This is a genomic window from Pseudomonas sp. NPDC089741, assembly GCF_044748825.1.
GTDB lineage: Bacteria > Pseudomonadota > Gammaproteobacteria > Pseudomonadales > Pseudomonadaceae > Aquipseudomonas > Aquipseudomonas helmanticensis.
In genome coordinates, this window is sequence record NZ_JBIVGT010000009.1 from 35,714 (window position 1) to 62,177 (window position 26,464).

Consider the following 26,464-nt stretch of genomic DNA (forward strand, 5'->3'; position numbering starts at 1 on the left):
GCATTCCCACGCAGAGCGTGGGAACGATCTGTGAAAAATTCATGCACTGACTGGAAAACCCATCATGACCAAGAAAACTCTGTCCCACCCAGTCAAAGCACTGGCCCTGGCCCTCGGCCTGTTCAGCTCTGCGATCTTCGCCGCTGACGCCCCCCTGAAAATCGGCACCACCGCCGCCTTCGCCATCCCTCTGGAAGCCGCCGTCGAAGAAGCCTCCAAACAGGGCCTGAAGGTCGAGCTGGTGGAGTTCACCGACTGGATCGCGCCGAACGTCAGCCTCGCCGCCGGCGACATCGACGTGAATTACTTCCAGCACATCCCGTTCCTCGAAAACGCCAAGGCTGCCGCCGGTTTTGACCTGGTGCCGTTCGCGCCGGGGATCATCAATAACGTCGGCCTCTACTCGAAAAAATACAAAAGCTTCGATGAGCTGCCAGAGGGCGCCAGCGTCGCTATCGCCAACGATCCGATCAACAGCGGTCGCGGTCTGCAATTGCTCGCCAAGGCTGGTTTGATCACGCTGAAACCGGGTGTCGGCTACAAGGCCACCGAAGACGACATCGTCGCCAACCCGAAGAAAATCAAAATCCTTCAAGTCGAGGCCGTGCAACTGGTACGCGCCTATGACGACGCCGATCTGGTCCAGGGTTATCCGGCCTACATTCGTCTGGCGAAGACCTTCGATGCCGGTTCCGCGCTGCTGTTCGACGGTCTCGATCACAAGGAATACGTAATCCAGTTCGTCATCCAGCCGAAGAGCAAAACCGACCCGCGCCTGATCAAATTCGTCGACATCTACCAGCATTCGCCAGTCGTTCGCGCGGCGCTGGATAAGGCCCACGGCAAGCTGTATCAAGCCGGTTGGGAAAGCTGAGCATGACGGCCGCGATCCAACGGCGACTGGAAATTCCAGAGCCACACAATGCTGAAAAAACCGAGCTGCATCCCGAGTTGAATCGCGCCCACGTACGCTTTATCGGCCTGGGCAAAACCTACAACGGCCGGCAAGGCCCGGTCGCTGCGCTGCAAGGCATCGATCTGGCGATTTCGCGCGGTGAAGTGTTCGGCATCATTGGTCGCAGCGGTGCCGGCAAGTCGTCGTTGATCCGCACGATCAATCGTCTGGAACAGCCGACTTCGGGGCGCGTGCTGATCGATCAGATCGACATCGGCGAGTTCGATGAAGACCGTCTCGTAGCGCTGCGTCGACGGATCGGCATGATCTTCCAGCACTTCAATCTGATGTCGGCGAAAACCGTTTGGCAGAACGTCGAACTGCCGCTGAAAGTCGCGGGCGTGCCGAAAGAGCAACGCGAGAAAAAAGTTCGCGAACTGCTCGAACTGGTCGGTCTGCAAGAAAAGCACAAAGCCTATCCGGCGCAGCTTTCCGGTGGGCAGAAACAACGTGTCGGCATCGCCCGCGCGCTGGTGCATGACCCGGACATTCTGCTCTGTGACGAAGCGACTTCGGCGCTCGACCCGGAGACCACCCAGTCGATCCTCGGCCTGCTGCGCGAGATCAACAGACGCCTGGGCCTGACCATCGTGCTGATCACTCACGAAATGGCGGTAATCCGCGAGATCTGCGACCGCGTGGTGGTGTTGGAGCAAGGCCGCGTTGTCGAGCAAGGCCCGGCCTGGGAAGTGTTCGGCAACCCACAACACGAGGTCAGCCAGACCTTGCTCGCACCGTTGCAACACGCCTTGCCGGAAGAATTGCAGAGCCGTTTGCACCCGCAGCCGCCCTCCTCCGACGCAGCCGTGGTGCTGCGTTTGCAGTTCACCGGCAGTGCCAGCGACGAACCGGATCTGGCGGCGCTTTTTACTGCGCTCGGTGGCCGGGTGAAGTTGCTGCAGGGCGGCGTCGAACGGATTCAGGGGCATGCGCTGGGGCAACTGCTGTTAGCCGTCAGCGGCTCATCGTTTGGCGCCGAGCAATTGCGCGAGCGCGCCGCGCCATGGGCACAACGGGTGGAGGTCGTCGGATATGTGGTTTGATCGCTTGCTGCAAGGTTTTATCGACACGTTCCTGATGGTCGGTGTGTCGTCGCTGATCGCCCTGCTGGTGGGCATTCCGATGGCGGTGATCCTGGTCACCAGCGACAAGGGCGGGATCTACGAAGCGCCACTGTTGAACCGCACGTTGGGCGCGTTCGTGAACCTGTTTCGCTCGATCCCGTTTCTGATTCTGATGGTCGCGCTGATTCCGTTTACCCGGTTGATTGTCGGCACCACGTACGGCGTCTGGGCCGCCGTGGTACCGCTGACCATTGCCGCTACGCCGTTCTTTGCGCGGATTGCCGAAGTGAGTTTGCGTGAGGTCGATCATGGTTTGATCGAGGCGGCGCAGGCAATGGGTTGCCGACGTTGGCACATTGTCTGGCATGTGCTGTTGCCGGAGGCGCTGCCGGGGATTGTCGGCGGGTTCACGATTACCCTGGTGACGATGATCAACTCTTCGGCGATGGCTGGGGCGATTGGTGCTGGCGGCTTGGGGGATATCGCTTATCGCTACGGGTATCAGCGTTTTGATAGCCAGATCATGCTGACGGTGATTGTGTTGCTGGTGGCGTTGGTAGCGGTGATTCAGCTGGGTGGGGATCGCTTGGCGCGGGGGTTGAACAAGCGCTGAGGCAAGAGCAAAAGATCGCAGCCTGCGGTAGCTCCTACATTGGCATGTGTACCCTCTGTAGGAGCTACCGCAGGCTGCGATCTTTTCGCTTATAGTCAGCGCATCTCTCCTTGAACACGCAACTGACCATGAAACAGACCCCCACCGACCTCGAACAGATCACCGCCACCACCCTCGGCCACTACAACTCGGTGGCCGAGGACTTCCGCGAAGGCACCCGCGACCACGATGTCAGCCAGAACATCGATGCATTGCTGCGGCATATTCAGGGCGCGGCGCCGTTCACGATCCTGGATTTCGGTTGCGGGCCGGGCCGGGATTTGCAGACGTTTACCCGTATGGGTCACGTTGCGGTCGGCCTGGATGGTTCGCAGGAATTTGCGCGGATGGCGCGCGAGGACAGCGGCTGCGAGGTGTTGCAGCAGGATTTTCTCAAGCTTGAGCTGCCGGTTGAACGCTTTGACGGGATTTTTGCCAACGCGGTGCTGTTTCACGTGCCGTTGCAGGAGTTACCGAGGGTACTCAAGCAATTGCACGGCGCGTTGAAGCCTGGTGGGGTGTTGTTCAGTTCGAATCCGCGTGGGGATAACCGTGAGGGCTGGAACGGGCCGCGCTATGGCTCTTATCACGATCTGGAGGCCTGGCGCGGATTGCTGACGGCGGCGGGGTTTGTCGAGCTGGAGCATTATTTCCGGCCGGCGGGGCTGCCACGCGAGCAGCAGCCCTGGTTGGCCAGTGTCTGGCGGCGTGTGGGTTGAAGATCAAAAGATCGCAGCCTGCGGCAGCTCCTACATGGGGTGATAGGTAGGAGCTGCCGTAGGCTGCGATCTTTTACTTTTGCCCTAGGCGGCGTCTTTTTTCGGTTCGCGAATCTTGTACCAGGCCACATACAGCGCCGGCAGGAACAGCAGCGTCAGCAATGTCGCGATCACGATCCCGCCAATCATCGCGTAGGCCATCGGCCCCCAGAACACCTCCCGGGCAATCGGGATCATGCCCATGCTCGCCGCCGCTGCGGTCAGCAAGATCGGTCGGCGGCGGTGCTCGGTCGCCTCGACCACTGCATCCCACGGCGCATAACCCTTCTTCTCGTATTCATCGATCTGCGTCACGAGAATCACCGAGTTGCGGATGATGATGCCGATCAGCGCGAGAATCCCCAGAATCGCCACGAAACCCATCGCCGTACCGGTCGGCACCAGCGCCAAAACCACGCCGATCAGACCCAGCGGCGCCACGCTCGCCACCAGGAACATCTTCTGCACGCTGTGCAACTGGATCATCAGGAAGGTCGCCATCAGGAACAGCATCAACGGCAGAACCTTGGCAATCGGCCCTTGGGCCTTGCCGCTTTCCTCGACGGTACCGCCGGTGGCGACCTTGTAACCCACCGGCAGTTTATCGGCGAAAGCGTCGATAGAAGGCTTGAGGATTTTCACCAGGTCGGTGGGTTGGATCTCGTCGCGCACCGACGCCTTGATGGTGATCGTCGGCAAGCGGTCGCGACGCCAGACCAACGGCTGCTCCAGTTCGTAACGCACAGTGGCGAACGCCAGCAACGGAATCGACGTGCCGCTCGGCGTGACGATCTGCAGGTTTTGCAGGGTTTCCGGGGTACCGCGTTCGGAATCCACTGCGCGTCCGACCACGTTGATCAGGTAGATATCGTCATCGACCTGGGTCAATGGCGAGCCGCTGACGATGCTGTTCATCAGGTTTGCCACGTCTTCGGACGACAGCCCGAGTTGGCGCGCCTTGTCCTGGGCGATGTCGATGCGCAGGACTTTGCCCGGTTCGTTCCAGTCGTAAATGATTTCGCCGATGTGCGAGTTCTTGTCCAGCTCGGTGGCGAGGTCGATGGCGTGCTTGCGCACCTGATCGATGTCCTTGCCGCTGACCCGGTACTGGATTGGACGCCCCACGGGCGGGCCCATTTCCAGCGCTTGCACGTAGCTGCCGATGCCGACGAACTCCTTGTGCAGACGCTCGCGCAAGCGCTCGCTCAATGCTTCGCGGGATTCGAAGCCTTTGCTGACGATCACCAGTTGCGCGTAGTACGGGTTCTGCAATTGCTGGTCGAGCGGCAGGTAGAAACGGATCGCGCCCTGACCGATGTAAGTACTCCAGCGCACGATGTCCGGGTCGCCCTTGAGGGTTTCCTCGAGTTTGTCGACGGCTTTGCGGGTTTCGTCGATCGAGGCGTTTTGCGGCAGGTTCAGATCAACCAGAATTTCCGGGCGGTCGGAAGACGGGAAGAACTGGTTCTGGACAAAACGCATGCAAAAGATCGACAGGGCAAAACACAGCACGGTGATACCGATGGCCCACCAGCGATTGCGCATGCACCAGAGCAAACCGCCATTGAACGCGCGGCCGATGCGCCCGGGCTCGGCAGAATGGGGTTTGACGTTGGTGCTGAGGATGTGTACGCCGATCACTGGCGCAAAGAACACCGCGACCACCCACGACACCAGCATCGCCACGGCAATCACCGCAAACAGCGTGTAGGTGTATTCGCCGGCAGAACTGGCATTGAGGCCGATCGGCACAAAACCGGCGACGGTCACCAGCGTACCGGTGAGCATCGGGAATGCTGTCGAGGTGTAGGCGAAGGTCGCCGCCTGTTCCTTGGTCTCGCCCATTTCCAGGCGCGTGACCATCATCTCCACGGTGATCATCGCGTCGTCCACCAGCAGGCCGAGGGCGATGATCAACGCACCGAGGGAAATCCGCTGCATGGTGATGCCGCTGTACTCCATGTACACAAACACCATGGCCAGCACTAACGGAATCGAGCACGCCACCACCAGACCGGCGCGCACACCGAGGCTGATGAAGCTCACCACCAGCACGATGATCACCGCTTCGAACAGCGCGCTGGTGAAACCGCCAACGGCTTCTTCCACCACCACCGCCTGATCGGAAACGGTGTGCACGCCGACGCCCACCGGCAGGTCGGCGGTGAGTTGGTCGATGCGTTCGTGCAGGGCTTTACCGAACGCCTGCACGTTGCCGCCCTTCTGCATGGCGATCGCCAGGCCGATTGCCGGTTTGCCGTCGAAACGGAACTCCGGTGTCGCCGGGTCGACGTAACCGCGACTGATCTCAGCGATGTCGGCCAGGCGATAGAAACGATCATTGAGCTTGAGATTGACCTCGGCCAGGTCCTTCTCCGAAGCGAACTGCCCCGAGGTGCGCACGGAAATCCGTTCTGGACCGGCCTCGATCACACCCGCCGGGGTTACGGCGTTCTGCGATTGCAGGCTCTGCACCACCTGACGCTGATCGATGCCCAGCGCGGCGAGTTTGCGCGTGGAGAAGTTCAGGTAAATCACTTCGTCCTGCTGGCCGACCATTTCGATCTTGCCCAGCCCCGGCACGTTGCGGATCTCGGCTCGCGACTGCTCGACGTAATCGCGTAGCTGGCGCATGGTCAGGCCGTCGGCGGTAAACGCGTAGACCGAACCGAATACATCACCGAACTCGTCGTTGAACCCCGGGCCTTGAATGCCTTGGGGGAACTGCCCGCGAATGTCGTTGATCTTCTTGCGCACCTGGTACCAGATTTCCGGGATGTCCTTGGCGCTGGTGGTGTCGCGCAGGTACACGTACACCGTCGATTCGCCGGGGCGCGTGTAGCTTTTCACGTAGTCGAGGGAGTCGAGCTCTTCGAGTTTTTTCTCGATGCGATCAGTAACCTGCTTGAGCGTTTCCTCCTGGGTCGCGCCCGGCCATTTGGTCTGGATCACCATGGTCTTGATGGTGAACGACGGGTCTTCTTCGCGGCCCAGATTGAAGTACGAAAACACCCCCATGAGCAATCCGACGAACATCAGATACCAGACGAATGACTGATGCTTGAGGGCCCATTCGGAGAGGTTGAAAGAGCCTTTCATTGACTGTCCTCGTCAAGTTTCACGGATTGTCCGGGTTTGAGACTGTTGACGCCGGCGCTGACCACTTGCTCGCCGTTCTTTACCCCGCCGGCCAGCACCACAGTGCTGTCGGTGCGGCTGATAACGCTGACATCACGCGGGCTGACGGTTTTGCTTTGGGTGTCGATCACCCAGATGCGCGCTTTGCCATCGACCTCCTGCAATGCCGTCGCGGGCAATTCGATACGCGGCTTGATCGCTGAACTGAGGGTCACACTGATCGCGGTACCGAGGCGGAAACCGTCCGGCGTATCGGCCAGGGTCAGCCGTGCACGGCGAGTACGCGTGGCACTCTGCGCTTGCGGTTCGATCTCGCGAATGACGGCGGTGGTGTTGATGCTTGGATCGAGTTGCGCGGCCACTGAAAACACTACGTCGGCGGGGATCTGATCGACCAGGGTGTCGGGCAGATCAATCACCGCTTCCTTGATGTCCGGCTGCGCCAGTGTCACCACTTGCTGGCCGGCGGTCACCACCTGCCCGGCCTCGGCGTTCCACGCGGTGACCACGGCTTTGTGGTCGGAGCGCAGCTCGGTGTAGCCGAGTTGATCCTTGCTCTGATTGACCGCCGCCCGCGCCTGATCGAGCGAAGCCTGAGTGGTTTTCAGATCGGTGTTGGCGACGTCCAGTTGCGCCTGCGCGCCAACGCCGCGATCAAACAGCGCTTGCTGCCGGCGAGCGTTGGCCTGGGCGTTGATCAATTGCGCCTGGATCTTCGCCAGGTCGCCCTGGGCCGAGCGCAACTGATTCTGTTGATCGGACGGGTCGAGGGTCGCAAGCAGCGTGCCCTTCTCGACTTCCGTGCCGACATCGACGTTACGACTGGCGATACGGCCACCGACGCGGAACCCGGTATTGCTCTCGTAGCGCGCCTGAATGCTGCCGGCAAAACGCCCGAGGCTTTCCTCACTCAACGCCTGGACCTTGACCGACAGCACCGGGCGCACCGGCTCGGGCGGTGGTTCTTTCTTCGAGCACGCGGCTAACAACACAGCTACGGGAAACAGCCACAGAGACTTCATGGCTGTGCTCCCGGTTGCAGATCCTTGTAGGTGTTTTCGGCAATCTCGACTTTCATCCCCGGGTGCAACAACTGCCCGCCGGCGACGATGACCTTCTCGCCGCCCTTGAGGCCTTCGCTGATGATGACTTTGCCAGTCAGGTAGCGACCGACCGTGACCGTGTGCAACTGCGCCTCGCCCTTGTCGTCGACCATCCACACCGCCGGGTCGCTGATGTTTTTCGTCAGCGCCGACCACGGCAATTCAACCGCCGATTTGCCGGAGCCTTTCGCCGTGGCGCTGACCACCGAACCGAGCTGCATGCCCGGCGGCAATTTATCGAGGGTGACTTTGACTTGCACGGTGCCGGACTGCGCGGACACCGCCGGGGTGACTTCGCGCACGGTGCCAGTGGTTTTGATCTCGGGATTGTCGAGCAGGCTGACGGTGATCTTGTTATCCGTGGGGCGCTCGGCGAGCAGTGATTCATAAACGTTGAACACCGCGTCGCGGTCGCCATCGCGGGCCAGACTGAAAATCGGCGCGGTGGCCTGGACCACTTGACCCACTTCGGCCTGGCGCTCGGTGATCACGCCCGGCGCATCAGCGATCAACGAGGTGTAGCTGAGTTGGTCTTTGGCATTGGCCAGTTGCGCCTGCGCCGCGCTCAATGCGCTCTGACTGCTGCGCAATGCCGCTTGCGCGGAATCGTATTCGCTCTGGCTGGTGTAGCCTTTGGGCAGCAATTTCTGCTGACGCACGAAGGCCGCCGCGCTCTGTTGCACCCGCGCCTGTTCAGCGACCACCTGGGCTTGCGCAGAATCGACGTTGGTCTGCAGATCCTTGGGATCGAGCTTGGCCAGTACCTGTTTGGCCGAAACCCGGTCGCCGACATCGACCATGCGCTGGATGATCTTGCCGCCAACACGGAACGATAGCTCGGTCTGCACGCGCGCCTGCACGTCACCGGTGAGTGTCACCGAAGCCGCGTAATCCGTGGGTTTCACTTCCTGTACGAAGACCCGTGGCAAGTATTCCTGCGCGGGTTTCTTGTCGCCGCAAGCGGTCAGCAAGGCGACGGCACTGAGGGCCACCACCACTTTCAATCCGGGACCCGCCATGCAGACTCCTTGGCATTTTTCGAGACTATCGGGACGATACGACTTCAGAGCTTAGAACAGGGTTCCACCATTGCTCGCTCGAATGAAGATTAATCTCCGCAGGAGCTGCCGCAGGCTGCGATCTTTTGATGGTGTTTTCAAAGATCAAAAGATCGCAGCCTGCGGCAGCTCCTACACAGGGGGTATTCTGTGGCGGATTCAGTGCATCCAGAGAAGGACACTCATGCTTAAAACCCTGGCGGTGGCCAATTACCGCTCGATCAATAAATTGGTGATCCCGCTCGGCCGGCTGAACCTGATCACCGGCCCCAACGGCAGTGGCAAGTCCAATCTCTATCGAGCTTTGCGCCTGCTGGCGGAAACCGCGCAGGGCGGCGTGGTCAATGCGCTGGCCCGCGAGGGCGGACTCGATTCGACCTTCTGGGCCGGGCCGGAAACCATTAGCCGGCGCATGCGCAACGGCGAGGTGCCGATCCAATCGACAGTGCGCCAAGGTGTGAAGCGTCTGCGCCTGGGATTCGCCGGGGAAGATTTCAGCTATTCGATCAGCCTCGGTCTGCCCGACTCCAATGGCCATTTCATGCTGCCCGAACATGCGCGGCCAATTCCCTCCCGCTTCAGCCTCGACCCGCAGATCAAACGCGAATGCATCTGGGCCGGGCCGCATTACCGGCCAGCCAGCCTGTTGGTCGATCGCGACGGGCCGATGATCCGCGCACGCGCCGAGCGCAAATGGGATGTGCTGGCGCAGCACACGCCGAACTTCGACAGCCTGTTCGATCAGGTCGGCAGCCTGCGCAGCTCGCCGGAAGTGTTTCAGATGCGCGAGTTCATCCGTCGCTGGCGCTTCTACGATCACTTTCGCAGCGATGCCGACGCGCCGGTGCGTCAGCCACAACTGGGCACGCGCACGCCGGTTCTGCATCACGATGGACGCGATCTGGCGGCCGCGTTGCAGACCATCATCGAAATCGGCGACGGCGAGGCGATGCGCGCCGCCATCACCGATGCCTTTCCCGGCGCGCGCCTGCATATCGAAGCTCAGGCCGGCGGAAGATTTGCTATCGAGTTTTATCAGGAAGGCTTGTTGCGGCCGCTGTCGGCGGCGGAGTTGTCGGACGGAACATTGCGCTATCTGCTGCTGGTTGCGGCGCTACTGACGCCGCGGCCACCGTCGCTGATGGTGCTGAACGAGCCGGAAACCAGCTTGCACCCAGATCTGCTACCGGCGTTGGCGCGGTTGATTATTCGCGCCTCGGAGCAGTGTCAGGTGTGGGTGGTATCGCATGCGCGGCGGTTGATTTCGGCGTTGCAGGAGGATCAGGAATGCAATTGCATTGTGCTGGAGAAGACGCTGGGGGAGACCGGGATTGTCGGGCAGAAAGTGCTGGAGACGCCGGCGTGGTATTGGCCGGACTGAGTGCTTCGGTCAAAAGCCCCTCACCCTAGCCCTCTCCCGGGGGGAGAGGGGACTGACCGAGTTGAATATTCGAGGTGCACCGACCTGATCTTGCTGTGTTGAATCCATAATCGACTCGGTTTTTCAGGTCGATGTGTGACGCAGGACACCTCGGTCGGCTCCCTCTCCCTCCGGGAGAGGGCTGGGGTGAGGGCCAAGCCTCACCACCGCCCCCACAGACAATCACCCCTGCCACTTGCCCCCTTCAACAATCACGCTCTCAGGCTTGGTGTCATCGCTCAGTTCTTTACGCACGTATTGGTCGTACAGCTTGAGCAGATACTTCTCTTCACCCAACTTCGTCAGCTCGGTATTCACCCAGTCACGCAGTTCGATATTGCCCTTCTTCACCGCCGGCGCAATCGGCGCTTCTGCACCGAGTTTGTCCTCCAGCACGCGGTACCCCGGGTTCTGCTTGGCCCAGCTGAACAGCACCAGATTGTCCTGCGCATAGGCATCGCCACGACCGTTGGCCAAGGCTTGCAGCGACTCGGAGTTCTTCTCGAACTTCAGCAGTTTCCAGTCCGGGTGGTTTTTGGTCAGCCAGATATCAGCGGTGGTGCCAGTGGTGACGATGGTGGTGCGAGTCGCCAGGTCATCAAGGTTTTTCACCGGGCTGCTTTGCGGTACCAGTGCCTGCACGGCAACCTTGAGGTTCGGGTTGGTGAACTCCACCGCTTCCTTGCGCTCCGGGGTCACGGTCATGTTGGCGAGGATCAGGTCGACCTTATCGCTTTGCAGGAACGGAATACGGCTCGCTGGCTCGACGGCAACGAACTCGACCTTGGTCTCGTCACCGAGCAGATCCTTGGCGAAGCGCCGGCCGATGTCGGTATCGAAACCAACGTAACGCCCGGCCTCATCGACAAAACCGAACGGCGGCTTGTCGGTGAAGACGCCGACGATCAGCTTGTCGCGGGCCTTGATCTTGTCCAGATAACCAGCTGGCGCAGCGCTTTCGCTGGCGACTTTCGGCTTCGGTGGTTCTTCGGTTTTGCTGCAACCAGCGAGCAAGGCGAGGCTGAGCAAGGGCAGTAAAAAAGTGGCCGTTTTCATAACAGTTCCAGTTCCTTTGTCGGATTCGTTTTTGGCAGTGTTGCAACGAAGGAGAACTTCTCCAGAAACTGCTGCGCGCGTGCGGTTTGCGGGTTCGTAAAGAAAATCTCGGGCGGGGTTTGTTCAAGGATGCGCCCGGCATCCATGAACACGATGCGGTCGGCCACCGCGCGGGCGAAGGCCATTTCATGGGTGACAATCAACAGGGTCATGCCTTCGCGGGCCAGGCCCTGAATCACCTGCAAGACTTCCTTGACCATCTCCGGGTCGAGGGCAGCGGTGACTTCATCGAAGAGCATCACCCCTGGGTTCATGCACAACGAACGGACGATGGCGATGCGTTGTTGCTGGCCGCCGGAGAGCTGGCGCGGAAATGCATCGCGCTTGTCGGCCAGACCTACGCGTTCAAGCAAGGCCTCAGCTTGCTGCTGCGCTTCGCGGCGCTGGCGCTTCTGCACCTTCAGCGGGCCGAGCAGCAGGTTGTCGAGCACGCTCATGTGCGGGAACAGGTGATAACTCTGGAAAACCATGCCGATCTGCTGGCGGATGTCACGCCAGTCGGTGGCTTTGTCCAGCAGCTCGCGGCCGACAAATTTCAGGCTGCCGCTGTGTGCTTCTTCCAGACCGTTGAGGCACCGCAGCAAAGTGCTTTTGCCGCAGCCGCTAGGGCCGAGGATGACGATCACTTCGCCGCTCTGCACTTGCAGGTCGATGCCGTTGAGCACTTGCTGCTCGCCATAGAATTTGTTGAAGCCGTGAAACTCGATCAATGCGCTCATGCTGGCGTCCAGCGCCGCTCCAGCACGCGCGAGGCGGCCGAGAGCGGGTAGCAGATGAAGAAGAAAAACAGGAACAGCGCGCCGTAGATCAACACCGATTCGTAAGTGCGCTCGATGATCTGCTGGCCGACCTTGATCACGTCGACCACACCTATGAGCACCGCCAGCGAACTGGTCTTGATGATCCGCGTGTAGACGTTGATGGTCGGCGGCGTCATGCGTCTCAACGCTTGCGGCAACAGCACGTAGCCATAGAGTTGCGCGGCGTTCAGGCCAATCGACAGCCCTGCTTCACGCTGGCCGCGCGGCAACGAATGCAGCGCACCACGCGCGACTTCGCCGACTTCACTCGCGCCCCACAACGACAGCACCAGCACCGCGCACCAGAAACTCGGAATGCTCAAACCAAAGAAAATCGGCAAGCCGAAAAACAACAGATACAACCAGACCAGCACCGGAATCGCCCGGAACAGCTCCAGATACACCCGCAGAATCGCGTTCAGCCACGTGATGTTGAGCGTGCGCAACACGCCGTAGAGCACGCCGCCGATCGTACTGATGGCGATGCTCAGAAACGAGATCGACAAGGTTTGCCCGGCGCCCTTGGCCAATTGCGGCAACGACACCCAGAGCAATTCAAGACCCGAACTGGCCATGCTGGAGCCTCCTTTCCAGACGGCTGAGCAACAGCGACAGCGGCAAGAACAACAGCACACAGATCAGCGTCAACACGGCGAGCATTTCGTAGGTTTTGTAATAGAGCGCGATGTAGCTCTTGGTGGTGTAGAGGATTTCCGGCACCGCCACCGCCGAGACCACCGTGGTTTCCTTGAGCAGGAAAATGAAATTGGCGAACAGCGACGGCAGACTGAGGATCCCCGCTTGCGGCAGGATCACGTAGCGCAGCAATTGGCCGTGGGACAGGCCGATGGAGCGTCCCGATTCCAGCTGCGCCTGCGGTACGGCATCGACGCCGGCGCGCAGCACTTCAGTGAGGTAGGCGCCACCGAGAAAGGTCATGGTGATGATCGCGGCGGTGAAACCGGAAACCTGAATTCCCGTTGCCGGCAAGGCGAAGTAGACGAAGAACAGCTGGATCAGTAGCGGCGTGTTACGCGCCAGTTCCACGTACAGGCCGACCAGCTTTTGCAGGTAAGGCGTGCGGAATACCAGAATCGTCGCGTTGAGCAGCGCCACCAGTAACGAGGTACCGATGGCGATGAAACCGACCTGCAGCGTCACGCCCACGGCTTTGAGAAACGCCGGCAGGGTGCTGAGGATGAAAGCGTAATCGAAGGTCATGAAACGTCCTGGACGTCGCTCGGTAAGCGGCGGTGATGCAGTCCATGGACAGCGGATGGCTGTCCGGCAGGGGATGACTTTATAGGTATAAAAACCAGAATTTAAATACCGTTAAAGCATATTGATATCACCCAAAAAACTATCTTGTAGGTTTGCCGGGAAGGAATAAGAAGGCTATTTTCCTTTGCGCTGTAGGACGGATCTTTTTTTCACAAAAGCCCTCCAAGGATGAACAGCTTTTGGCCAGACTCCCCCGGCCAAACCATAACAAGGAAGACAACATGGACGTAAAAGTGCCGCAGCGACTGGATCCGCAGGACATTGTGAAATTGCTCGTGGCGTTGCGCCGGGCGTTGAAGGCTCAGGTGGCCTGAGAATCAAGAGCACCCTCACCCCAGCCCTCTCCCCGAGAGAGAGGGGGCTGAGCGAGGTGTCTGGCGTCATACATCGACCTGAAAGACCGAGTCGATTATGGATTCGGCAGAGATCTTTCACGTCGGCGTATTGCGTCAATATCCCCCATTCAGTCCCCTCTACCTCTGGGCGGTCCGACGTTTCGGGAGGGTTAGGGTGAGGGCCGCTTTGCGCACGCACACAAAAACGCCGATGACCGTCGCTGGCCATCGGCGTTTTCATACCTTGAAGGGGTTCACTCAAGCGTCAGATCAGAACGCCGGCAGTACCGCGCCGTTGTACTTCTTCTCGATGAACGCTTTGACTTCCGGGCTGGTCAGGGCTTTGGCCAGTTTCTGGATCGCGTCGCTGTTCTTGTTGTCCTCGCGGGCCACCAGGAAGTTCACGTAAGGCGAGTCAGCACCTTCGATCACCAGAGCGTCCTTGGTCGGGTTCAACTTGGCTTCCAGCGCGTAGTTGGTATTGATCATGTCCAGATCAACTTCTTTCAGAACGCGTGGCAGCAGCGCCGATTCCAGTTCCTTGAACTTGAAGTTGTGCGGGTTCTTGGCGATGTCTTTCGGCGTTGCCAGGGCGTTTTTCGGGTCTTTCAGTTCGATCAAACCAGCCTTCTGCAACAGGATCAGTGCACGGCCGCTGTTGCTGCCTTCGTTGGGGATGGCGATGGTCGCGCCGTCCGGCAGTTCAGCCAGGGTTTTGTACTTGCTCGAGTAACCACCGAACGGTTCAACGTGCACGCCTTGCACGGTCACCAGGTACTTGGATTTGTCGTCCTTGTATTTGCCCTGGTTGAAGCTGTTCAGGTACGGCAGGGTCTGGAAGTAGTTGGCGTCCAGACGCTTTTCGCCTACCTGCACGTTCGGCTGAACGTAGTCGGTGAAGACTTTGATTTCCAGATCCACGCCTTCTTTGGCCAGGGTCGGTTTGATCAGCTCGAGGATTTCAGCGTGCGGAACCGGGGTCGCGGCAACCACCAGTTTCTCGCCGGCGTTGGCCAGGGAAGCAGTCAGAGCAGCCGCCAATGCGGTAAACAACAGAACCTTTTTCATGCAGTGTCCTTATCGAAAATCACGGTCGCGGATGGCGACGGCATTTAATACGAGTGCCAGTGAAGTGCTATCGCTGGCGTGAAGCGGACAATACCGGGATTTTTTATTCCCGGACAATAACGTTTATTCACGTTGTTATTCCATTTTGTTCATACACCCGATTTAGACGCGTAGGAGCTGCCGAAGGCTGCGATCTTTTGATTTTCAATAGGTTAAATCGCTAAAGCAGGATCAAAAGATCGCAGGCTGCGCCAGCTCCTACAGGAGACCGGTGTTTTTCAGGAGCTGCTTGAGGGCGGTCTGGTCGGTTGTCGAGCCGGTGGAGAGGATCTGCTTGATCTGGGCCTCGATCTGCGTCAGTAGCGGCGGCAGATTGAGGTGCTCCGGGAGGATTTCGTCGCCAGTGCTCACCAGTAAGGCGAAGTGAATGACGTTTTCCAGTTCGCGGGTGTTGCCCGGCCAACTGTGCTGTTCAAGCACGTGCTGCGCGGCTTCGCTGATCAGTGGCACAGGGAGGTCCAGACGCTGGCTGTAGATGCCTAGGAAATACTCGGCCAGCGAGAGAATATCGCCGGTACGCGCGCGCAACGCTGGCAGCTCAAGATGCCCCTCGCTGAGGTAATGATAGAGCCGCTCGTGGAATTTCCCGGCGTCGACCGCTTGCGCCAGATCGATGCTGGTCGCGGCCACCAGGCGCACATCCACCGGGCTCGGCTGATGCGCACCGACGCGGGTGACTTCGTGGTTTTCCAAAGCGGCAAGCAGTTTGATCTGGATCGGCAGCGGCAGGTCGCCGATCTCATCCAGATACAACGTGCCGCCATTGGCCGAACCGAACCAGCCAGCGCGACTGCTGGCCGAACCGCTGTAACCGCCGGCGGCGTAGCCAAATAATTCCGCGTCGGCGTAGGTCGGGCTGATGGCGCCGCAATTGACCGAAACGAACAAACCGCTGCGATCACTGGCGCGATGGATATGCCGGGCGAGCAACTCCTTGCCGGTACCGGTCTCGCCACGGATCAAAACCGAAATCGAGCGCGGCGCCAGATGCTCGAGTTCTTCACGTAATTGCCGCGAACGCGGATCGACGAACACCAGCGCTTTGGCGCGAATGCTCAGGGGGCTTTTTTCCGCATCGGGAAAGGTCAGCAACGGCTGACCGAAAGTTTCGAAACTCATGGCAGACTCCCGCCCAAAACCGCCGGCAGACGGGGGCGTTGAAAGAAAAAATCAGGCGCGACGGCGGGCGTGGTGTTCCATACGGTTTTGCAGGCGATAGAGATACGCAAAACCCTGCTCCCAACGCTGATGCCCGGACTTCACATTGATATGCCCGGCACCGCCGAGAATGCCCGCCTCGGCGCCCCAGTTACGCGCCAGCTGCAGCGCTCGCGAGGCGCTGACGGCGGCGTCGTTGTCGGAGCTGACGACCTGACTTGGGAATGGCAGCAGATCCGTCGGGATCGGGGCAAAATTGCGCAATGCCGGGGCGCAGGTCGGACGTTCTACATCCGCTGGCGCGACCAGCAAGGCACCGCGCACCTGACGCAGGTATTGCAACGGCGCAGTGGCGGCCCAGTGAGCAACGGTGACGCAGCCGAGACTGTGCGCGATGAGGATCACCGGCGTGCTGTCGGCGGCGATCGCATCCGCCAGTGCCGCCACCCAGTCTTCGCGGCGCGGCGTCAGCCAATCGGCCTGCTCGACCCGCGCACTGTTCGGCAGGCTGTTCTGCCAATGGGTTTGCCAATGATCATCTGGCGATCCTTGCCAGCCCGGCACAATCAGGTAGCGGATTGATTCGTTGCGCATGGGGAAGCTCTCCTGCGTCGTGTCTGTTCCTGAACGAGTATAGGGAGAGGATTTATATTCGTTAAGGAATAAGAAGCTATTTATTAAGACCTGAATTGAATATGAGATTTGTGCGTGCGTTGAAATCTTTTCCCCCTCACCCCAGCCCTCTCCCCCAAGGGGGCGAGGGGAAAAGGAGCCGATCTTCATGCCGTTCAAATCTTGAGTTCGACTCGATATCCCACGTCGGCGTACGTCTACCAAATACCTCGATCAGTCCCCTCTCCCTCTGGGAGAGGGCTAGGGTGAGGGGCTTTTTCAACGCAATAAATAAAAAAAAGGGCCGCACCCTGCCAAGGAGACGGCCCCGGAAAAACATGAAAGCTTTTACCGCGCGGTGATCACCGATAATTTGGTAATCCCCGCGCGCTCGATCGAGGCCATGGCGCGCGCCACTTCGCCGTAGTTCACCCCGTCATCGGCCTGCAATTGCACGCGCACTTCCGGGTCCTTGGCTTTCGCCGACTTCAAGTTGAATTCCAGCAAGTCCGGCTGAATCTCATCCTTGTTGATAAACAGTTTGCCGGCGCCATCGATGCTCACCACCAGCGGGTCCTTCTGCTCGACCGGAGCCACCGCTTCGGTCTTCGGCAGGTTGATCGGTATCGCGTTGGTCAGCAGCGGCGCGGTGACGATAAACACCACCAGCAGCACCAGCATCACATCCACCAGCGGCGTCACATTGATCTCGCTGAGCACCTCATCACTGTCTTGCGTGGAGAAGGCCATATCAGGACGCCTCCTTCACTTTTGCCGCGTTGCCCGGCGCTGCAACCTTGTGCGCGGTCGGGTGGATCAGCACGCGGAACGCACTCTTCTGCGCCAGGCTGTAGAAATCGTGGGCGAAGTCATCGAGATCCGCCGCCGTCAGTTTCAACCGACGCAAAAAGTAGTTGTAAACCAGCACCGCCGGCACCGCGACAGCGATCCCCACACCGGTGGCGACCAGTGCCGCACCAATTGGGCCGGCGACCGTTTCCAGGCTCGCCGAACCCGCTGCGCTGATACCTTTCAACGCCTCCATGATCCCCCACACCGTGCCGAACAAACCAATGAACGGCGACGTACTGCCGATACTCGCAACCACCGCCAGACCGGTTTCCAGCGAACGGCGTTCGCGGACAATCTGCTGACGCAACGCACGCTCCAGGCGATCCTGATGGTTGATCGCCTGGCTCAGATCCGTGGCCTGTGGCACCTCACCTACTTGAATCGCTGCGTAACCGGCCTGTGCCACCCGGGCCGCAGCGCCGGGTTGGGTTTCGCTCAATTCAGCGGCGGAATCGAGACTCGACGCCGCCCAGAAACGTTTATGAAACTTGCGATCCTGTGCCTTCAGACGACCGAACTGCACAGCCTTGAGCAATGCCAGGCCCCAGGTGGCGACGGAAAAAACCACCAGCAGCCAGATCACCGCGCTTTCGATGGATTCCAGTGGAGATGCCAGTAACGTCATGATGATTCCCTCGTGTAAACGTTTCGCGCGAATTTGGTTTCGGTTTAATGAATCTTGAAATCAATGGGCACGCTGACCCAGCCGTCCTGGGCGACATCACCCTGCTTGGCCGGGACGAAACTCCAACGTTTGACGGCGCTTAGGGCCGCATCGTCGAGTTGTTGCCGGCCACTGCTTTTGGCTATCTGGATCTCGCCCGGTTTGCCGCTGGCCAACACATGCACCCGCAACAAAACCGTGCCTTCCCAACCTCGACGCTGGGCCAGCGACGGATATTCCGGCGCCGGGTTTTTCAGGTACGCGGCGTTGGCCGAGGCCGGCGTTACCGGTGCTGGCGCAGGAGGTGCCGGAGGCGCTGGCGCGGCGACCGGAGCGGCCGGTTGTGGCGGCGCCGGTGGTTGCTCGACAGCCTTTGGTGCCGGTTTCGGCGGCTGTTTAACCACCGGTTTTGGTTTTGGAATTGGCTTCGGCGGTGGTGGTTTGACGGCCAGTTCGTCCTCTACCGGTGGTGGCGGCTCCACCACCGGCGCTGGTGGCGGCGGCTCGACAACCGGTGGCGCTGGTGGTGCCGGGCGCGAAAATTCGATGGTCATCGGTGGAATTTCCGGCGGCACGATTGGCAACGTCGGCGTCGGCTGCTGGTTGATCCAGTAGATCACCGCGCCATGCGCCAACAACGCCAGCACACCCAGCAGGATTGCCTCGCGCCGACTCAAGATGCCTTTGGGGGCACGCTGCAAACTCTGCTGCCCCAACGGCACACGGTGCGGCCGGCCGAGATCGACCAGTTCGCCACTCGGCGTCTGACGCCACAGCAATTCCTCTGCGCTGGCGGCGGTCTGGACATTGCCCATTGATTCACTCCCTGCGGTCTTTTTGCGTTCTCTACAAAAGATGCCGATCGACCGTTTGTTGAAGCCCCCACGGCAGATCGCTGGGTGAATCATTGGGCTTGGCGCTTATCTCCGAAAGTAATCTTTAACGTTATACATAGGCTTTTATGGAATATGTAGATTGATCAATTCCGCCAAAGCCACGTCGTACGCGGGCTGCAGCGCAGGTTGAAAAAATACATGCTTTTCAGGCATTGAAAGTATTCATGCAACGCATCGTTTGCAGCTATCCACACGGCCGAACAAGTAATAAAACCTAATTACTTGTTAATACAGAAAATAAAAAAGGCCAGCGCACTTGCGTACGCCAGCCTGTTTATTACAGCGGCATTACTGCTTCACGAATTCCCCTGCCAGGTTTACTACTTCGCCATCAAAGTTAGTTCGGGAACCGGCTGCACGAACTTTGGCATAGTTGTGATCAGGAGAAAATAACGACCACGCCTGAAACCCGCTATTACCATTCAGACCGACAAACGTAATGGTGGTAGGTTGTCCGGTGCTGTTTTGGAAATGGTAATGCCCGTAGCTGACGTCATAATTCACGCCACCTTGGCTGAACTGCCCGCTGAAAGTACCGTTGGAATCATTGCCATCGGTGATTACCAGCTTGGCGCCAGCGTTGGCGTTTACATAAGTGCCATTAATGCTCGACATAACGAGATTCCCTTTATTGTTGGATAAGTGTCTTCCGATGAGAGCAAGTTTCCTCCTGGAAACTCACGAGTCAGAGAATGGTTCGACATTCAGTCATTGTCCACACGAGAAACTAACCAATTTGCAATAAGCACCATTCATCTCGCTCATAACTTATCGCCAATCATTCGAGCATTAATTCCAATTAAACTAGCGACTGGCGTTGGTCTGTTGTATTGCGACGCCAGGCGCAATCACCGCCGTCTCGGAGCGCGGTGTACCTTGCGGCACCCAGTCATAACTCACAGGCAGCGCGCGATACACCCAGTTGCTGATGGCGTCACCGCCCGGCGCCTTGCCGAGGTACGGGCTGACGTATTCCCAGACGTTTTCACCGCTGGCCGTCACCTGGAAGAACCGCCCGTTCATGCCTTCATCGATCAACGTATTGCCGTTGGGCAAACGCCGCGCGCTGCTGATGAACGAGCTGTAAAACGCCCATCCCGGTTGCTTCGAATTGGCGGCGCTGTACTGCCAGACAATTTCATTTTTCACTGGGTCGATTTCCAGCACCCGTGAACCGGAAATCAGCCCGAGGGTGACGTTCGGATAACCTGCCGAACCCTGGTTATCGAACACCAGCACATTGCCCGCGCCCGGTAGCCCGGCCGCAATGATATGGGCGTCATGCTGACCGACAAACTGATCGACCGGACGCGGCAAGGTTCGTGCGGTTTTCGGGCTGGCCAATGGCAGGTTCGGCCCCAGACGCCAGACTACTTTGCCGCTGTGCTTGTCGATGATCGCGATGAAGTTGGCATTGCGTGAATCGAACAACAGGTTGTCCGGATTGAAACGCTTGTCGCCGGCATCGAACCACTTGTTCGGCCCGACCACACTGAGGTTGTTGATGTGCAGGTAGTCGGCATCCTCGCTCCCTCGCACCAGTTTCAATTGCTCTGGCGTGAAGCCGAATTCGTTGAGGTGCTCCGACGCCAGCCACTGCCATTTCACTTCACCGTCAGGGCTGACTTCATAGATTGCATCGTCGATCACCTCGGGGACTTTGAAGCCTTTGATCGAGTGCACTTTGTTCGCCAGCACCACCGTGTTGCCGTTGCTCAACCGGCGTTGGTCGTGATGCTGCTGCGCTGCGCCACCGGGCGCCTTGTCGCCCCACTGCCAGACGACTTTGCCATTCCAGTCCAGTTCGCCGACGCTCTGATTGCCCAGGCCATTGCCAGCCGAACCGAGCTTGCCGGGGTCCTTGTCACTCAGTTGCAGCAGGACATGCCCGCGCTCACCGCCAACCAGTCTCGGGTCGATGATCGCTGACGGGAAACCTGCCTGCGGCCAGGTTTTGACCTCGTTGCCGTTCATGTCGATCAAGTGCGTCTGCTTGTCGGCGCCGCTGAAAATCACGTACTGATTGAACGCTTTGTCCGGGTCGTACCGAGTGACGCCGGTCGGGTACACGCTGGGCGCGGCGAAGGCGCCAGCGCTGAACACCGCGCCGGACAACAACAGCGCAAAAGCCGTTTTGATACGTAACATGGTGCAGCTCCTTGAGTGACGAATCAGAAGTCGTAGCGACCGGTGACGCCGAGGGTTCTTGGCGTGCCGAGCAAGCCTTCATAGCCGCCGTTGCCGCCCGTCCACAGGGTCGTGTAGTAGGTTTTGTCGAAGGCGTTTTTCAGCCACAGCGAGATGTCCCACTGCCCTTGGTTGAAGTCGCCGCGCAGGCCGGTGGAGAGATTGACCACTGCGTAACTCGGGATCTGCCCGTAGTCGGAATCCTCGACCGTACCGACGGCTTTCGAGCGGAAGGCGTAGCTGCCGGTGACGTAGGGTTCGAAGCCGTTATCAAGATTCCATTTGTATTCACCGTTGGCGTTGCCGATCCATTTCGAAGCGCCGACCACTTGATGGCCGCTGAGGTCGCAAGAGGCTGGGGCACCCGGCGCCTGGCTGATTTCCGGCGGGCATGGCGCGTCTTTGTAGGAGAGGTAGCTGACGTCGTTGAAGGAGCCGTTGAAGTTCAGCGTGAGGCCGCGCAACGGGATCACCGTGCTTTCAAACTCGATGCCGCGCGAGCGCACCGAACCGGCGTTGGTCAGGTATTGCACGCGGTTGACGTCGTCGTAGGCGTTGGTCTGATAGGCGTTGACCTGGGTCCAGAATACGTTGGCGTTAAGCTGCAAACGTCGATCCCACAGCGTGCTTTTGAAACCGAGTTCGGCGTTGTTTGCGCGTTCGGTGCCGATCAGCAGCGAGTCAGCGCCGGCGGCTGGTGCAGAGCCGACCGAGAGGTTAACGCCGCCTGATTTTTCACCGTGGGACACGGTCGCGTAACCGAGTAAATCGTCAGTGATGCGATAGCTGAGGTTGAGCAAACCGGACGGGCTGGAACTGTACTGATTCAAGTCGCCGGAATCGTAGGCACCGGCACGACCGCGTCGCGCCGTCGCCGCTGCACCCGCCACCGCCGCGCCACCGACCGGCGCATCGCGAGTGACCCAGGCGTTCTTCTCTTCGTAAGTACCACGCACGCCGGCCGTGAAATCCAGACGCTCGCTGAGGTGCCAGGTGCCTTGGGCAAACAGCGCAAAACTGTCGGTCTTGATATGGCCGTTGCCGACGCTGCCAATGTTGGCCAGCGCACCGGCCGGCGTGCCGTTCCAGATATCCGCTTGCGGGCCGTAATAGGCGAAGGATTTGTTGTCCAGATCGTTGCCGAAGTAGTAGGCGCCAACCACGTAATCGAAGAACTCGCCTTTGGGCGAAGCCAGACGAAATTCCTGTGAGTACTGTTTGTCTTCTACCGATACACCAGCGTTGTAAGTCGACGCGACGTTGAGACCATCGTCATTTTTCGGGGTGAAATTCCAGAAGCGATACGAGCTGATCGAGGTCAGGGTGAAATCGCTCGGCAGTGCCCAATTGGCTTCAACCGAGGTGCCGCCCTGGTGCACGGTGACGTGTTGGTCGCTGTCCAGATTGACCTTGCGGTGCGAACCGTTGACCAGCGTTGCGCCAGCGGCAGCCGCCCGCGCCGAGTAGAGATTGACGCCATTGATGGTCGGCCCGGTGTTGTACAACACGCGGGTGCCGGCGCTGGAATCCTCTTCGTTGTAGTCGCCGATCCAGCGCAGGTTGAAGTCTTCATTCGGCTTGAACAGCAACTGCGCACGGAAGCCATCGCGCGAGCCGCCATTCAGATCATGGCCGTTGTATTCGTTCTTGATGTCGCCGTCGCTGCGCGTGCGATACGCCGAAAAACGTCCGGCCAATTCATCGTTGAGCGGCCCGGAAATCGTGCCTTTGGTTTGAAAATAACCATCCTCGCCAACCGAGGTTTCGATGCTGCGCTCAGGCGTGAACGTCGGCGCGCGGGTGCTGATGTTGATCACCCCGGCGGTGGTGTTCTTGCCGAACAACGTGCCCTGCGGCCCGCGCAGAACTTCGAGCTGTTCGATGTCCATCAAGTCGAACACCGCCATCCCCGGGCGGCCCAGATAGACGTTGTCGATGTACAACCCGACGCTGCCTTCCAGACCATCGCTGGCCGGGTTGTTGCCCAGGCCACGGATCGACACGCTGGACTGCCGCGCGTGCATGTAGGCGACGTTGACGCTGGGCACCAGTTGCTGCAAATCCTGAATCCGGTAAACCCGTTGCGTCTCCAGATTCTGGCCGCTGACCACGCTCATTGGTGTCGGCACGTCCTGCGAACTTTCTTCGCGGCGGCGAGTGGTAACGGTGACCGTTTCCAACTGCGAACTGTTCGCCACCGGTTTGCCTGCGGGTACCGGCGTCGGCGCTTGCGTTTCCGCCGCGTAGCTGTGCGTCCAGCTGGCGCTGCCTGCCAGCAACAGGGCCAGAGGCAGGCGTTTGAGCCGTCGTGGTGTTAGGGGTGACGCGAGGTTCAACGGACTCATGGCGCGGCTCCTGGTCAAAAAACACACAGACATCTTCAGCGCTGCATATTCTTTTAAGTTATTTATTTATGGATTTACAAATATTTACTGCATAAGAGATTGCCTTTATAAGGAGTCGACCTAATGCATATCCAATGCATTTCCCGGATATTTTTTATGTGAAAAATGCATATCGACTTGCGACAACTTCGTCACTTCATCGCCCTAACTGAGCAACGCAGCTTTGTTGCCGGCGCGCAGGCGGTGAACCTGTCGCAGTCGGCGTTCAGCCGCAGCATTCAGGCGCTGGAACACAGCGTCGGCTGTCAGTTGGTTGATCGCGGGCGCAAGGAATTGCCGCCGACCAAACAGGGCCAGGTGCTGCTTGAGCACGCGCGGCGGCTGGTCAGTGGCGCGCAGCAAATGGCCAACGAGATCAGTCAGTTCAATGGGCTGGAGGCGGGGGAACTGCGCTTCGGTTGCGGGCCGGCACCAGCGGCGGGTTTGATCCCGCGCGCGATTGGCAGCTTCATCGGGCGTTATCCAAAAGCGCGCGTTCAGTTCCAGGTCGATGACTGGCAGAGTTTGAGCAAACGCTTACTGAGCGAAGAGTTTGAATTCTTCGTTGCTGATACTCGGCATTTTGAAGCCGATCCGGATTACCTGACGCACCGGTTGCGGCCGCGCAAGTGGCATTTCTGCTGCCGCGCGGGGCATCCGCTGGCGGCTTTTGATCGAATCACTGCTGAGCAATTGATGAGCTATCCGCTGGCGGTGAGTATCCGCCCGCCGAACTTGCGCAAGGTGATTGTCGATCTCAGCGGGCGCCCGGATTTCACCCCGAATGTGGAGTGTGAAAACAGCTCCAGCCTACTGAGTGTGGTGCTGCGTTCGGAGGCGATCGGGATTGTTGGCGCCTATTCGGATGCACTGCATCAGGCCAAGGGTGAACTGGTGTGTTTGCGCATTGAAGGGTTGGCGGATGATCTTGAGGAGTTGTATACGCGCTATGGGATCGTCAGCCGCGCGGGGTATCGGTTGTCGCCGCTGGCGGAGGCGATGATTGAGCAGATCAAGGCGATTGATGCGGTGGATGAGGAGGTGTGTTCACTGGACGGACTCGCTGTCTGATCGACCGCTATCGCGAGCAGGCTCACTCCTACATTAGAAATGCATTCCCCTGTAGGAGTGAGCCTGCTCGCGATAGCGGCTGCCCGGGCACCAATGCACTCCCTGCATAAACCCCATTCCCCAAATGCACTTGCCGAACACCCCCACCGAAAGCGAAAACCCTCGCCTGTCCCACTGACCGGTGAACCCCATGCCCACCCCGCCAAACCCCGTGCGCAATGTGCTGTACATCATGTGCGATCAACTGCGCCGCGATTACCTGTCCTGCTACGGCCACCCGCATTTGCACACACCGAACATCGATCGCCTGGCCGCCGCCGGCGTACGTTTCAGCCGCGCGTACACCCAAGGCACGATTTGCGGCCCGTCGCGAATGTCGGCCTACACCGGGCGCTACGTCAGCAGCCATCAGGTGGCGTGGAACGCTGTGCCGTTGCCACTGGAAGAATTGACCATCGGCGATTACCTGCGCCCGCACGGCATCCGTACTGCATTGGTCGGCAAGACCCACGCAACGGCGAACGTGGATGCCTTGCAGCGGCTGGCGATCAATCCCGATAGCCAACAAGCGGAAATCCTCAACGAAGTCGGCTTCGAACCGTACATGCGCCACGACGGTATCTATCCCGACGATCCGCTGTTCGCCGACAAACGCGAATCCGCGCCCTACACCCATTATCTGCGCGAGCAGGGTTTCGACGGCAAAAACCCCTGGCACGACTGGGCCAATGCCGCCGAAGGCGAAAACGGTGAAATCCTCAGTGGCTGGCAAATGCGTCATGCGAATTTGCCAGCACGAATTCCCGAGCAACACTCAGAGACTGTCTACACTACAAATCGAGCCATCGACTTCATCGCCGAGCAAGGTGAGAAATCCTGGTGTTTACACCTTTCCTATATCAAACCGCACTGGCCTTACATCGTACCAGCTCCATACCACGCCTTGTACAGTACGAAATCGATTCTCGAAGCGGTCCGCGCGGCGCCCTCAGAAGCCAGCAAACACCCCGTATACACTGCCTTTCGCCAGCACGAGGAAAGCCTCAACTTCTCCCGCGATTCAGTACGATTGACTGTAATTCCCACCTACATGGGCTTGATCAAGCAAGTGGATGATCAGCTCGGGCGTCTGTTCGACTTTTTGCAAAGCAACGGCCGTTGGGACGACACACTGATCGTGTTCACCAGCGATCACGGCGACTTCCTCGGCGATCATTGGCTCGGTGAGAAGGAGTTCTTGCTGGAGCAGGCGGTGGGTGTGCCGTTGATCGTGCGTGACCCTCGGGCGGCGGCGGATCTCACGCGCGGAACGGTGGACCATCGGCTGGCGGAAACCATCGATGCGTTGCCGACCTTCCTTGAAGCGCTGGGATTACCGGATGCGGCGCATCGACTGGAAGGGCGCTCTTTGATCCCGCTTCTTCATGGCGAAAACCCGGACTGGCGCCGCTATGCGATCAGCGAATACGACTACGCCTTTCAGGCACCGGCGCGAGAGCGACTGGGTCAGCCGATCGACCGTTGCCGCATGACCATGGTGCGCAGCGAGCGCTGGAAATACCTGGCGTACGACGGCTTTCGGCCGCAGTTGTTTGATCTGCTCAATGACCCGCAGGAGCTGCATGATTTGGGTGATGACCCGGAATTCGCAGCGGTGCGCGAGGAGCATGCGGGGTATTTGTTCGAGTGGGTGCGGGGGTTGAAACGACGCACGACGATCAGTCATCAGGAGATAGATTTGCGTGGGCAGCGGTTTCGTTACGGTGAGCCGGAAACCGAGAAGGTCGTGCAGATCGGCGTTTGGTGATTCCAGTAGGAACTGCGGCACGCTG

Annotated in this window: 23 protein-coding genes; 7 read left to right on the plus strand and 16 right to left on the minus strand. The window is 59.3% G+C overall.

The annotated features are described in order from the left end of the window. Nucleotides 1-64 precede the first annotated feature (64 nt). The 4 genes from ACIPZE_RS11995 to ACIPZE_RS12010 all read left to right on the plus strand — a co-directional run bounded on the left by ACIPZE_RS11995 (nt 65) and on the right by ACIPZE_RS12010 (nt 3,390). Nucleotides 65-874: a MetQ/NlpA family ABC transporter substrate-binding protein gene (locus ACIPZE_RS11995; protein WP_283438077.1), complete on the plus strand. Its 810-nt coding sequence runs from the start codon at nt 65-67 to the stop codon at nt 872-874. Between the two features lie 2 nt (nt 875-876). Further along, nucleotides 877-1,998: a methionine ABC transporter ATP-binding protein gene (locus ACIPZE_RS12000; protein ID WP_400773001.1), complete on the plus strand. Its 1,122-nt coding sequence runs from the start codon at nt 877-879 to the stop codon at nt 1,996-1,998. Then, nucleotides 1,988-2,632 carry a methionine ABC transporter permease gene (locus tag ACIPZE_RS12005; RefSeq protein WP_400773003.1) on the plus strand — a complete coding sequence of 215 codons (645 nt, stop codon included), beginning with the start codon at nt 1,988-1,990 and terminating at the stop codon, nt 2,630-2,632. Before ACIPZE_RS12000 ends, ACIPZE_RS12005 begins: the two co-directional genes overlap by 11 nt. A gap of 128 nt (nt 2,633-2,760) precedes the next feature. Further along, nucleotides 2,761-3,390, plus strand: coding sequence for a class I SAM-dependent methyltransferase (locus tag ACIPZE_RS12010; RefSeq protein ID WP_400773005.1), 630 nt, complete (start codon nt 2,761-2,763; stop codon nt 3,388-3,390). 84 nt (nt 3,391-3,474) lie between these two features. Here the strand turns inward: ACIPZE_RS12010 and ACIPZE_RS12015 are convergent, their stop codons facing one another. Genes ACIPZE_RS12015 through ACIPZE_RS12025 form a run of 3 tightly spaced genes read right to left on the minus strand, consistent with a single transcriptional unit; the run spans nt 3,475 to nt 8,689 of the window. Next, nucleotides 3,475-6,528 carry an efflux RND transporter permease subunit gene (locus ACIPZE_RS12015; protein WP_400773007.1) on the minus strand — a complete coding sequence of 1,018 codons (3,054 nt, stop codon included), beginning with the start codon at nt 6,526-6,528 and terminating at the stop codon, nt 3,475-3,477. Beyond that, on the minus strand, nt 6,525-7,589 hold the full coding sequence (locus ACIPZE_RS12020) for an efflux RND transporter periplasmic adaptor subunit (protein ID WP_283438081.1): 1,065 nt from the start codon (nt 7,587-7,589) through the stop codon (nt 6,525-6,527). The genes ACIPZE_RS12015 and ACIPZE_RS12020 overlap by 4 nt, the downstream gene beginning before the upstream one ends. Continuing rightward, entirely contained in the window at nt 7,586-8,689 is a 1,104-nt protein-coding gene (locus ACIPZE_RS12025; protein ID WP_129387514.1) for an efflux RND transporter periplasmic adaptor subunit, read from the minus strand. Before ACIPZE_RS12025 ends, ACIPZE_RS12020 begins: the two co-directional genes overlap by 4 nt. 223 nt (nt 8,690-8,912) lie before the next feature. On the opposite strand from ACIPZE_RS12025, the gene ACIPZE_RS12030 reads away from it, so the two are divergent. Continuing rightward, nucleotides 8,913-10,109: an AAA family ATPase gene (locus ACIPZE_RS12030; RefSeq protein WP_283438082.1), complete on the plus strand. Its 1,197-nt coding sequence runs from the start codon at nt 8,913-8,915 to the stop codon at nt 10,107-10,109. Between the two features lie 222 nt (nt 10,110-10,331). On the opposite strand, the gene ACIPZE_RS12035 is transcribed toward ACIPZE_RS12030, so the two are convergent. The 13 genes from ACIPZE_RS12035 to ACIPZE_RS12095 all read right to left on the minus strand — a co-directional run bounded on the left by ACIPZE_RS12035 (nt 10,332) and on the right by ACIPZE_RS12095 (nt 23,522). Continuing rightward, nucleotides 10,332-11,204: a transporter substrate-binding domain-containing protein gene (locus ACIPZE_RS12035; protein ID WP_283438083.1), complete on the minus strand. Its 873-nt coding sequence runs from the start codon at nt 11,202-11,204 to the stop codon at nt 10,332-10,334. Next, nucleotides 11,201-11,983 carry an amino acid ABC transporter ATP-binding protein gene (locus tag ACIPZE_RS12040; protein ID WP_283438084.1) on the minus strand — a complete coding sequence of 261 codons (783 nt, stop codon included), beginning with the start codon at nt 11,981-11,983 and terminating at the stop codon, nt 11,201-11,203. The genes ACIPZE_RS12035 and ACIPZE_RS12040 overlap by 4 nt, the downstream gene beginning before the upstream one ends. After that, nucleotides 11,980-12,639 carry an amino acid ABC transporter permease gene (locus ACIPZE_RS12045; protein ID WP_400773010.1) on the minus strand — a complete coding sequence of 220 codons (660 nt, stop codon included), beginning with the start codon at nt 12,637-12,639 and terminating at the stop codon, nt 11,980-11,982. Before ACIPZE_RS12045 ends, ACIPZE_RS12040 begins: the two co-directional genes overlap by 4 nt. Beyond that, the gene (locus tag ACIPZE_RS12050; RefSeq protein ID WP_400773012.1) at nt 12,620-13,285 is read right to left on the minus strand and encodes an amino acid ABC transporter permease; all 666 of its coding nucleotides are present in this window, start codon (nt 13,283-13,285) and stop codon (nt 12,620-12,622) included. Before ACIPZE_RS12050 ends, ACIPZE_RS12045 begins: the two co-directional genes overlap by 20 nt. 665 nt (nt 13,286-13,950) lie before the next feature. After that, nucleotides 13,951-14,748, minus strand: coding sequence for a MetQ/NlpA family ABC transporter substrate-binding protein (locus ACIPZE_RS12055; RefSeq protein WP_016985636.1), 798 nt, complete (start codon nt 14,746-14,748; stop codon nt 13,951-13,953). A gap of 258 nt (nt 14,749-15,006) precedes the next feature. Continuing rightward, the gene (locus ACIPZE_RS12060; protein WP_283438087.1) at nt 15,007-15,927 is read right to left on the minus strand and encodes a sigma 54-interacting transcriptional regulator; all 921 of its coding nucleotides are present in this window, start codon (nt 15,925-15,927) and stop codon (nt 15,007-15,009) included. A gap of 51 nt (nt 15,928-15,978) precedes the next feature. After that, the gene (locus ACIPZE_RS12065; RefSeq protein WP_400773015.1) at nt 15,979-16,560 is read right to left on the minus strand and encodes an alpha/beta hydrolase; all 582 of its coding nucleotides are present in this window, start codon (nt 16,558-16,560) and stop codon (nt 15,979-15,981) included. 366 nt (nt 16,561-16,926) lie between these two features. Further along, entirely contained in the window at nt 16,927-17,328 is a 402-nt protein-coding gene (locus ACIPZE_RS12070; RefSeq protein ID WP_003220570.1) for a biopolymer transporter ExbD, read from the minus strand. Nucleotide 17,329: 1 nt separating this feature from the next. Continuing rightward, nucleotides 17,330-18,055 (minus strand): MotA/TolQ/ExbB proton channel family protein, encoded by a 726-nt coding sequence (locus ACIPZE_RS12075; protein ID WP_400773016.1) that lies wholly within the window; start codon nt 18,053-18,055, stop codon nt 17,330-17,332. A gap of 44 nt (nt 18,056-18,099) precedes the next feature. Next, nucleotides 18,100-18,909: an energy transducer TonB gene (locus ACIPZE_RS12080; protein WP_400773018.1), complete on the minus strand. Its 810-nt coding sequence runs from the start codon at nt 18,907-18,909 to the stop codon at nt 18,100-18,102. A 369-nt stretch (nt 18,910-19,278) separates the two neighbouring features. Further along, a complete protein-coding gene (locus ACIPZE_RS12085; protein ID WP_129387488.1) occupies nt 19,279-19,605 on the minus strand; it encodes a hypothetical protein in 327 nt (108 codons plus the stop codon). 189 nt (nt 19,606-19,794) lie between these two features. After that, nucleotides 19,795-21,138: an aryl-sulfate sulfotransferase gene (locus tag ACIPZE_RS12090; RefSeq protein WP_400773020.1), complete on the minus strand. Its 1,344-nt coding sequence runs from the start codon at nt 21,136-21,138 to the stop codon at nt 19,795-19,797. Nucleotides 21,139-21,161: 23 nt separating this feature from the next. Further along, nucleotides 21,162-23,522: a TonB-dependent receptor gene (locus tag ACIPZE_RS12095; RefSeq protein WP_400773022.1), complete on the minus strand. Its 2,361-nt coding sequence runs from the start codon at nt 23,520-23,522 to the stop codon at nt 21,162-21,164. A 165-nt stretch (nt 23,523-23,687) separates the two neighbouring features. Here ACIPZE_RS12095 and ACIPZE_RS12100 point away from each other — a divergent pair, with 165 nt between their 5' ends. Together ACIPZE_RS12100 and ACIPZE_RS12105 are read left to right on the plus strand one after the other, a co-directional pair. Continuing rightward, nucleotides 23,688-24,632, plus strand: a complete 945-nt coding sequence (locus tag ACIPZE_RS12100; RefSeq protein WP_283438093.1) for a LysR family transcriptional regulator — start codon at nt 23,688-23,690, stop codon at nt 24,630-24,632. A 190-nt stretch (nt 24,633-24,822) separates the two neighbouring features. Then, nucleotides 24,823-26,439, plus strand: coding sequence for an alkaline phosphatase family protein (locus ACIPZE_RS12105; protein WP_283438094.1), 1,617 nt, complete (start codon nt 24,823-24,825; stop codon nt 26,437-26,439). Nucleotides 26,440-26,464 lie beyond the last annotated feature (25 nt).

Bases quoted from the DNA above. Each gene is read 5' to 3' on its own strand.
- ACIPZE_RS11995 (WP_283438077.1), top strand. From the start codon at position 65: ATGACCAAGAAAACTCTGTCCCACCCAGTCAAAGCACTGGCCCTGGCC.
- ACIPZE_RS12000 (WP_400773001.1), top strand. From the start codon at position 877: ATGACGGCCGCGATCCAACGGCGACTGGAAATTCCAGAGCCACACAAT.
- ACIPZE_RS12005 (WP_400773003.1), top strand. From the start codon at position 1,988: ATGTGGTTTGATCGCTTGCTGCAAGGTTTTATCGACACGTTCCTGATG.
- ACIPZE_RS12010 (WP_400773005.1), top strand. From the start codon at position 2,761: ATGAAACAGACCCCCACCGACCTCGAACAGATCACCGCCACCACCCTC.
- ACIPZE_RS12015 (WP_400773007.1), bottom strand. From the start codon at position 6,528: ATGAAAGGCTCTTTCAACCTCTCCGAATGGGCCCTCAAGCATCAGTCA.
- ACIPZE_RS12020 (WP_283438081.1), bottom strand. From the start codon at position 7,589: ATGAAGTCTCTGTGGCTGTTTCCCGTAGCTGTGTTGTTAGCCGCGTGC.
- ACIPZE_RS12025 (WP_129387514.1), bottom strand. From the start codon at position 8,689: ATGGCGGGTCCCGGATTGAAAGTGGTGGTGGCCCTCAGTGCCGTCGCC.
- ACIPZE_RS12030 (WP_283438082.1), top strand. From the start codon at position 8,913: ATGCTTAAAACCCTGGCGGTGGCCAATTACCGCTCGATCAATAAATTG.
- ACIPZE_RS12035 (WP_283438083.1), bottom strand. From the start codon at position 11,204: ATGAAAACGGCCACTTTTTTACTGCCCTTGCTCAGCCTCGCCTTGCTC.
- ACIPZE_RS12040 (WP_283438084.1), bottom strand. From the start codon at position 11,983: ATGAGCGCATTGATCGAGTTTCACGGCTTCAACAAATTCTATGGCGAG.
- ACIPZE_RS12045 (WP_400773010.1), bottom strand. From the start codon at position 12,639: ATGGCCAGTTCGGGTCTTGAATTGCTCTGGGTGTCGTTGCCGCAATTG.
- ACIPZE_RS12050 (WP_400773012.1), bottom strand. From the start codon at position 13,285: ATGACCTTCGATTACGCTTTCATCCTCAGCACCCTGCCGGCGTTTCTC.
- ACIPZE_RS12055 (WP_016985636.1), bottom strand. From the start codon at position 14,748: ATGAAAAAGGTTCTGTTGTTTACCGCATTGGCGGCTGCTCTGACTGCT.
- ACIPZE_RS12060 (WP_283438087.1), bottom strand. From the start codon at position 15,927: ATGAGTTTCGAAACTTTCGGTCAGCCGTTGCTGACCTTTCCCGATGCG.
- ACIPZE_RS12065 (WP_400773015.1), bottom strand. From the start codon at position 16,560: ATGCGCAACGAATCAATCCGCTACCTGATTGTGCCGGGCTGGCAAGGA.
- ACIPZE_RS12070 (WP_003220570.1), bottom strand. From the start codon at position 17,328: ATGGCCTTCTCCACGCAAGACAGTGATGAGGTGCTCAGCGAGATCAAT.
- ACIPZE_RS12075 (WP_400773016.1), bottom strand. From the start codon at position 18,055: ATGACGTTACTGGCATCTCCACTGGAATCCATCGAAAGCGCGGTGATC.
- ACIPZE_RS12080 (WP_400773018.1), bottom strand. From the start codon at position 18,909: ATGGGCAATGTCCAGACCGCCGCCAGCGCAGAGGAATTGCTGTGGCGT.
- ACIPZE_RS12085 (WP_129387488.1), bottom strand. From the start codon at position 19,605: ATGTCGAGCATTAATGGCACTTATGTAAACGCCAACGCTGGCGCCAAG.
- ACIPZE_RS12090 (WP_400773020.1), bottom strand. From the start codon at position 21,138: ATGTTACGTATCAAAACGGCTTTTGCGCTGTTGTTGTCCGGCGCGGTG.
- ACIPZE_RS12095 (WP_400773022.1), bottom strand. From the start codon at position 23,522: ATGAGTCCGTTGAACCTCGCGTCACCCCTAACACCACGACGGCTCAAA.
- ACIPZE_RS12100 (WP_283438093.1), top strand. From the start codon at position 23,688: ATGCATATCGACTTGCGACAACTTCGTCACTTCATCGCCCTAACTGAG.
- ACIPZE_RS12105 (WP_283438094.1), top strand. From the start codon at position 24,823: ATGCCCACCCCGCCAAACCCCGTGCGCAATGTGCTGTACATCATGTGC.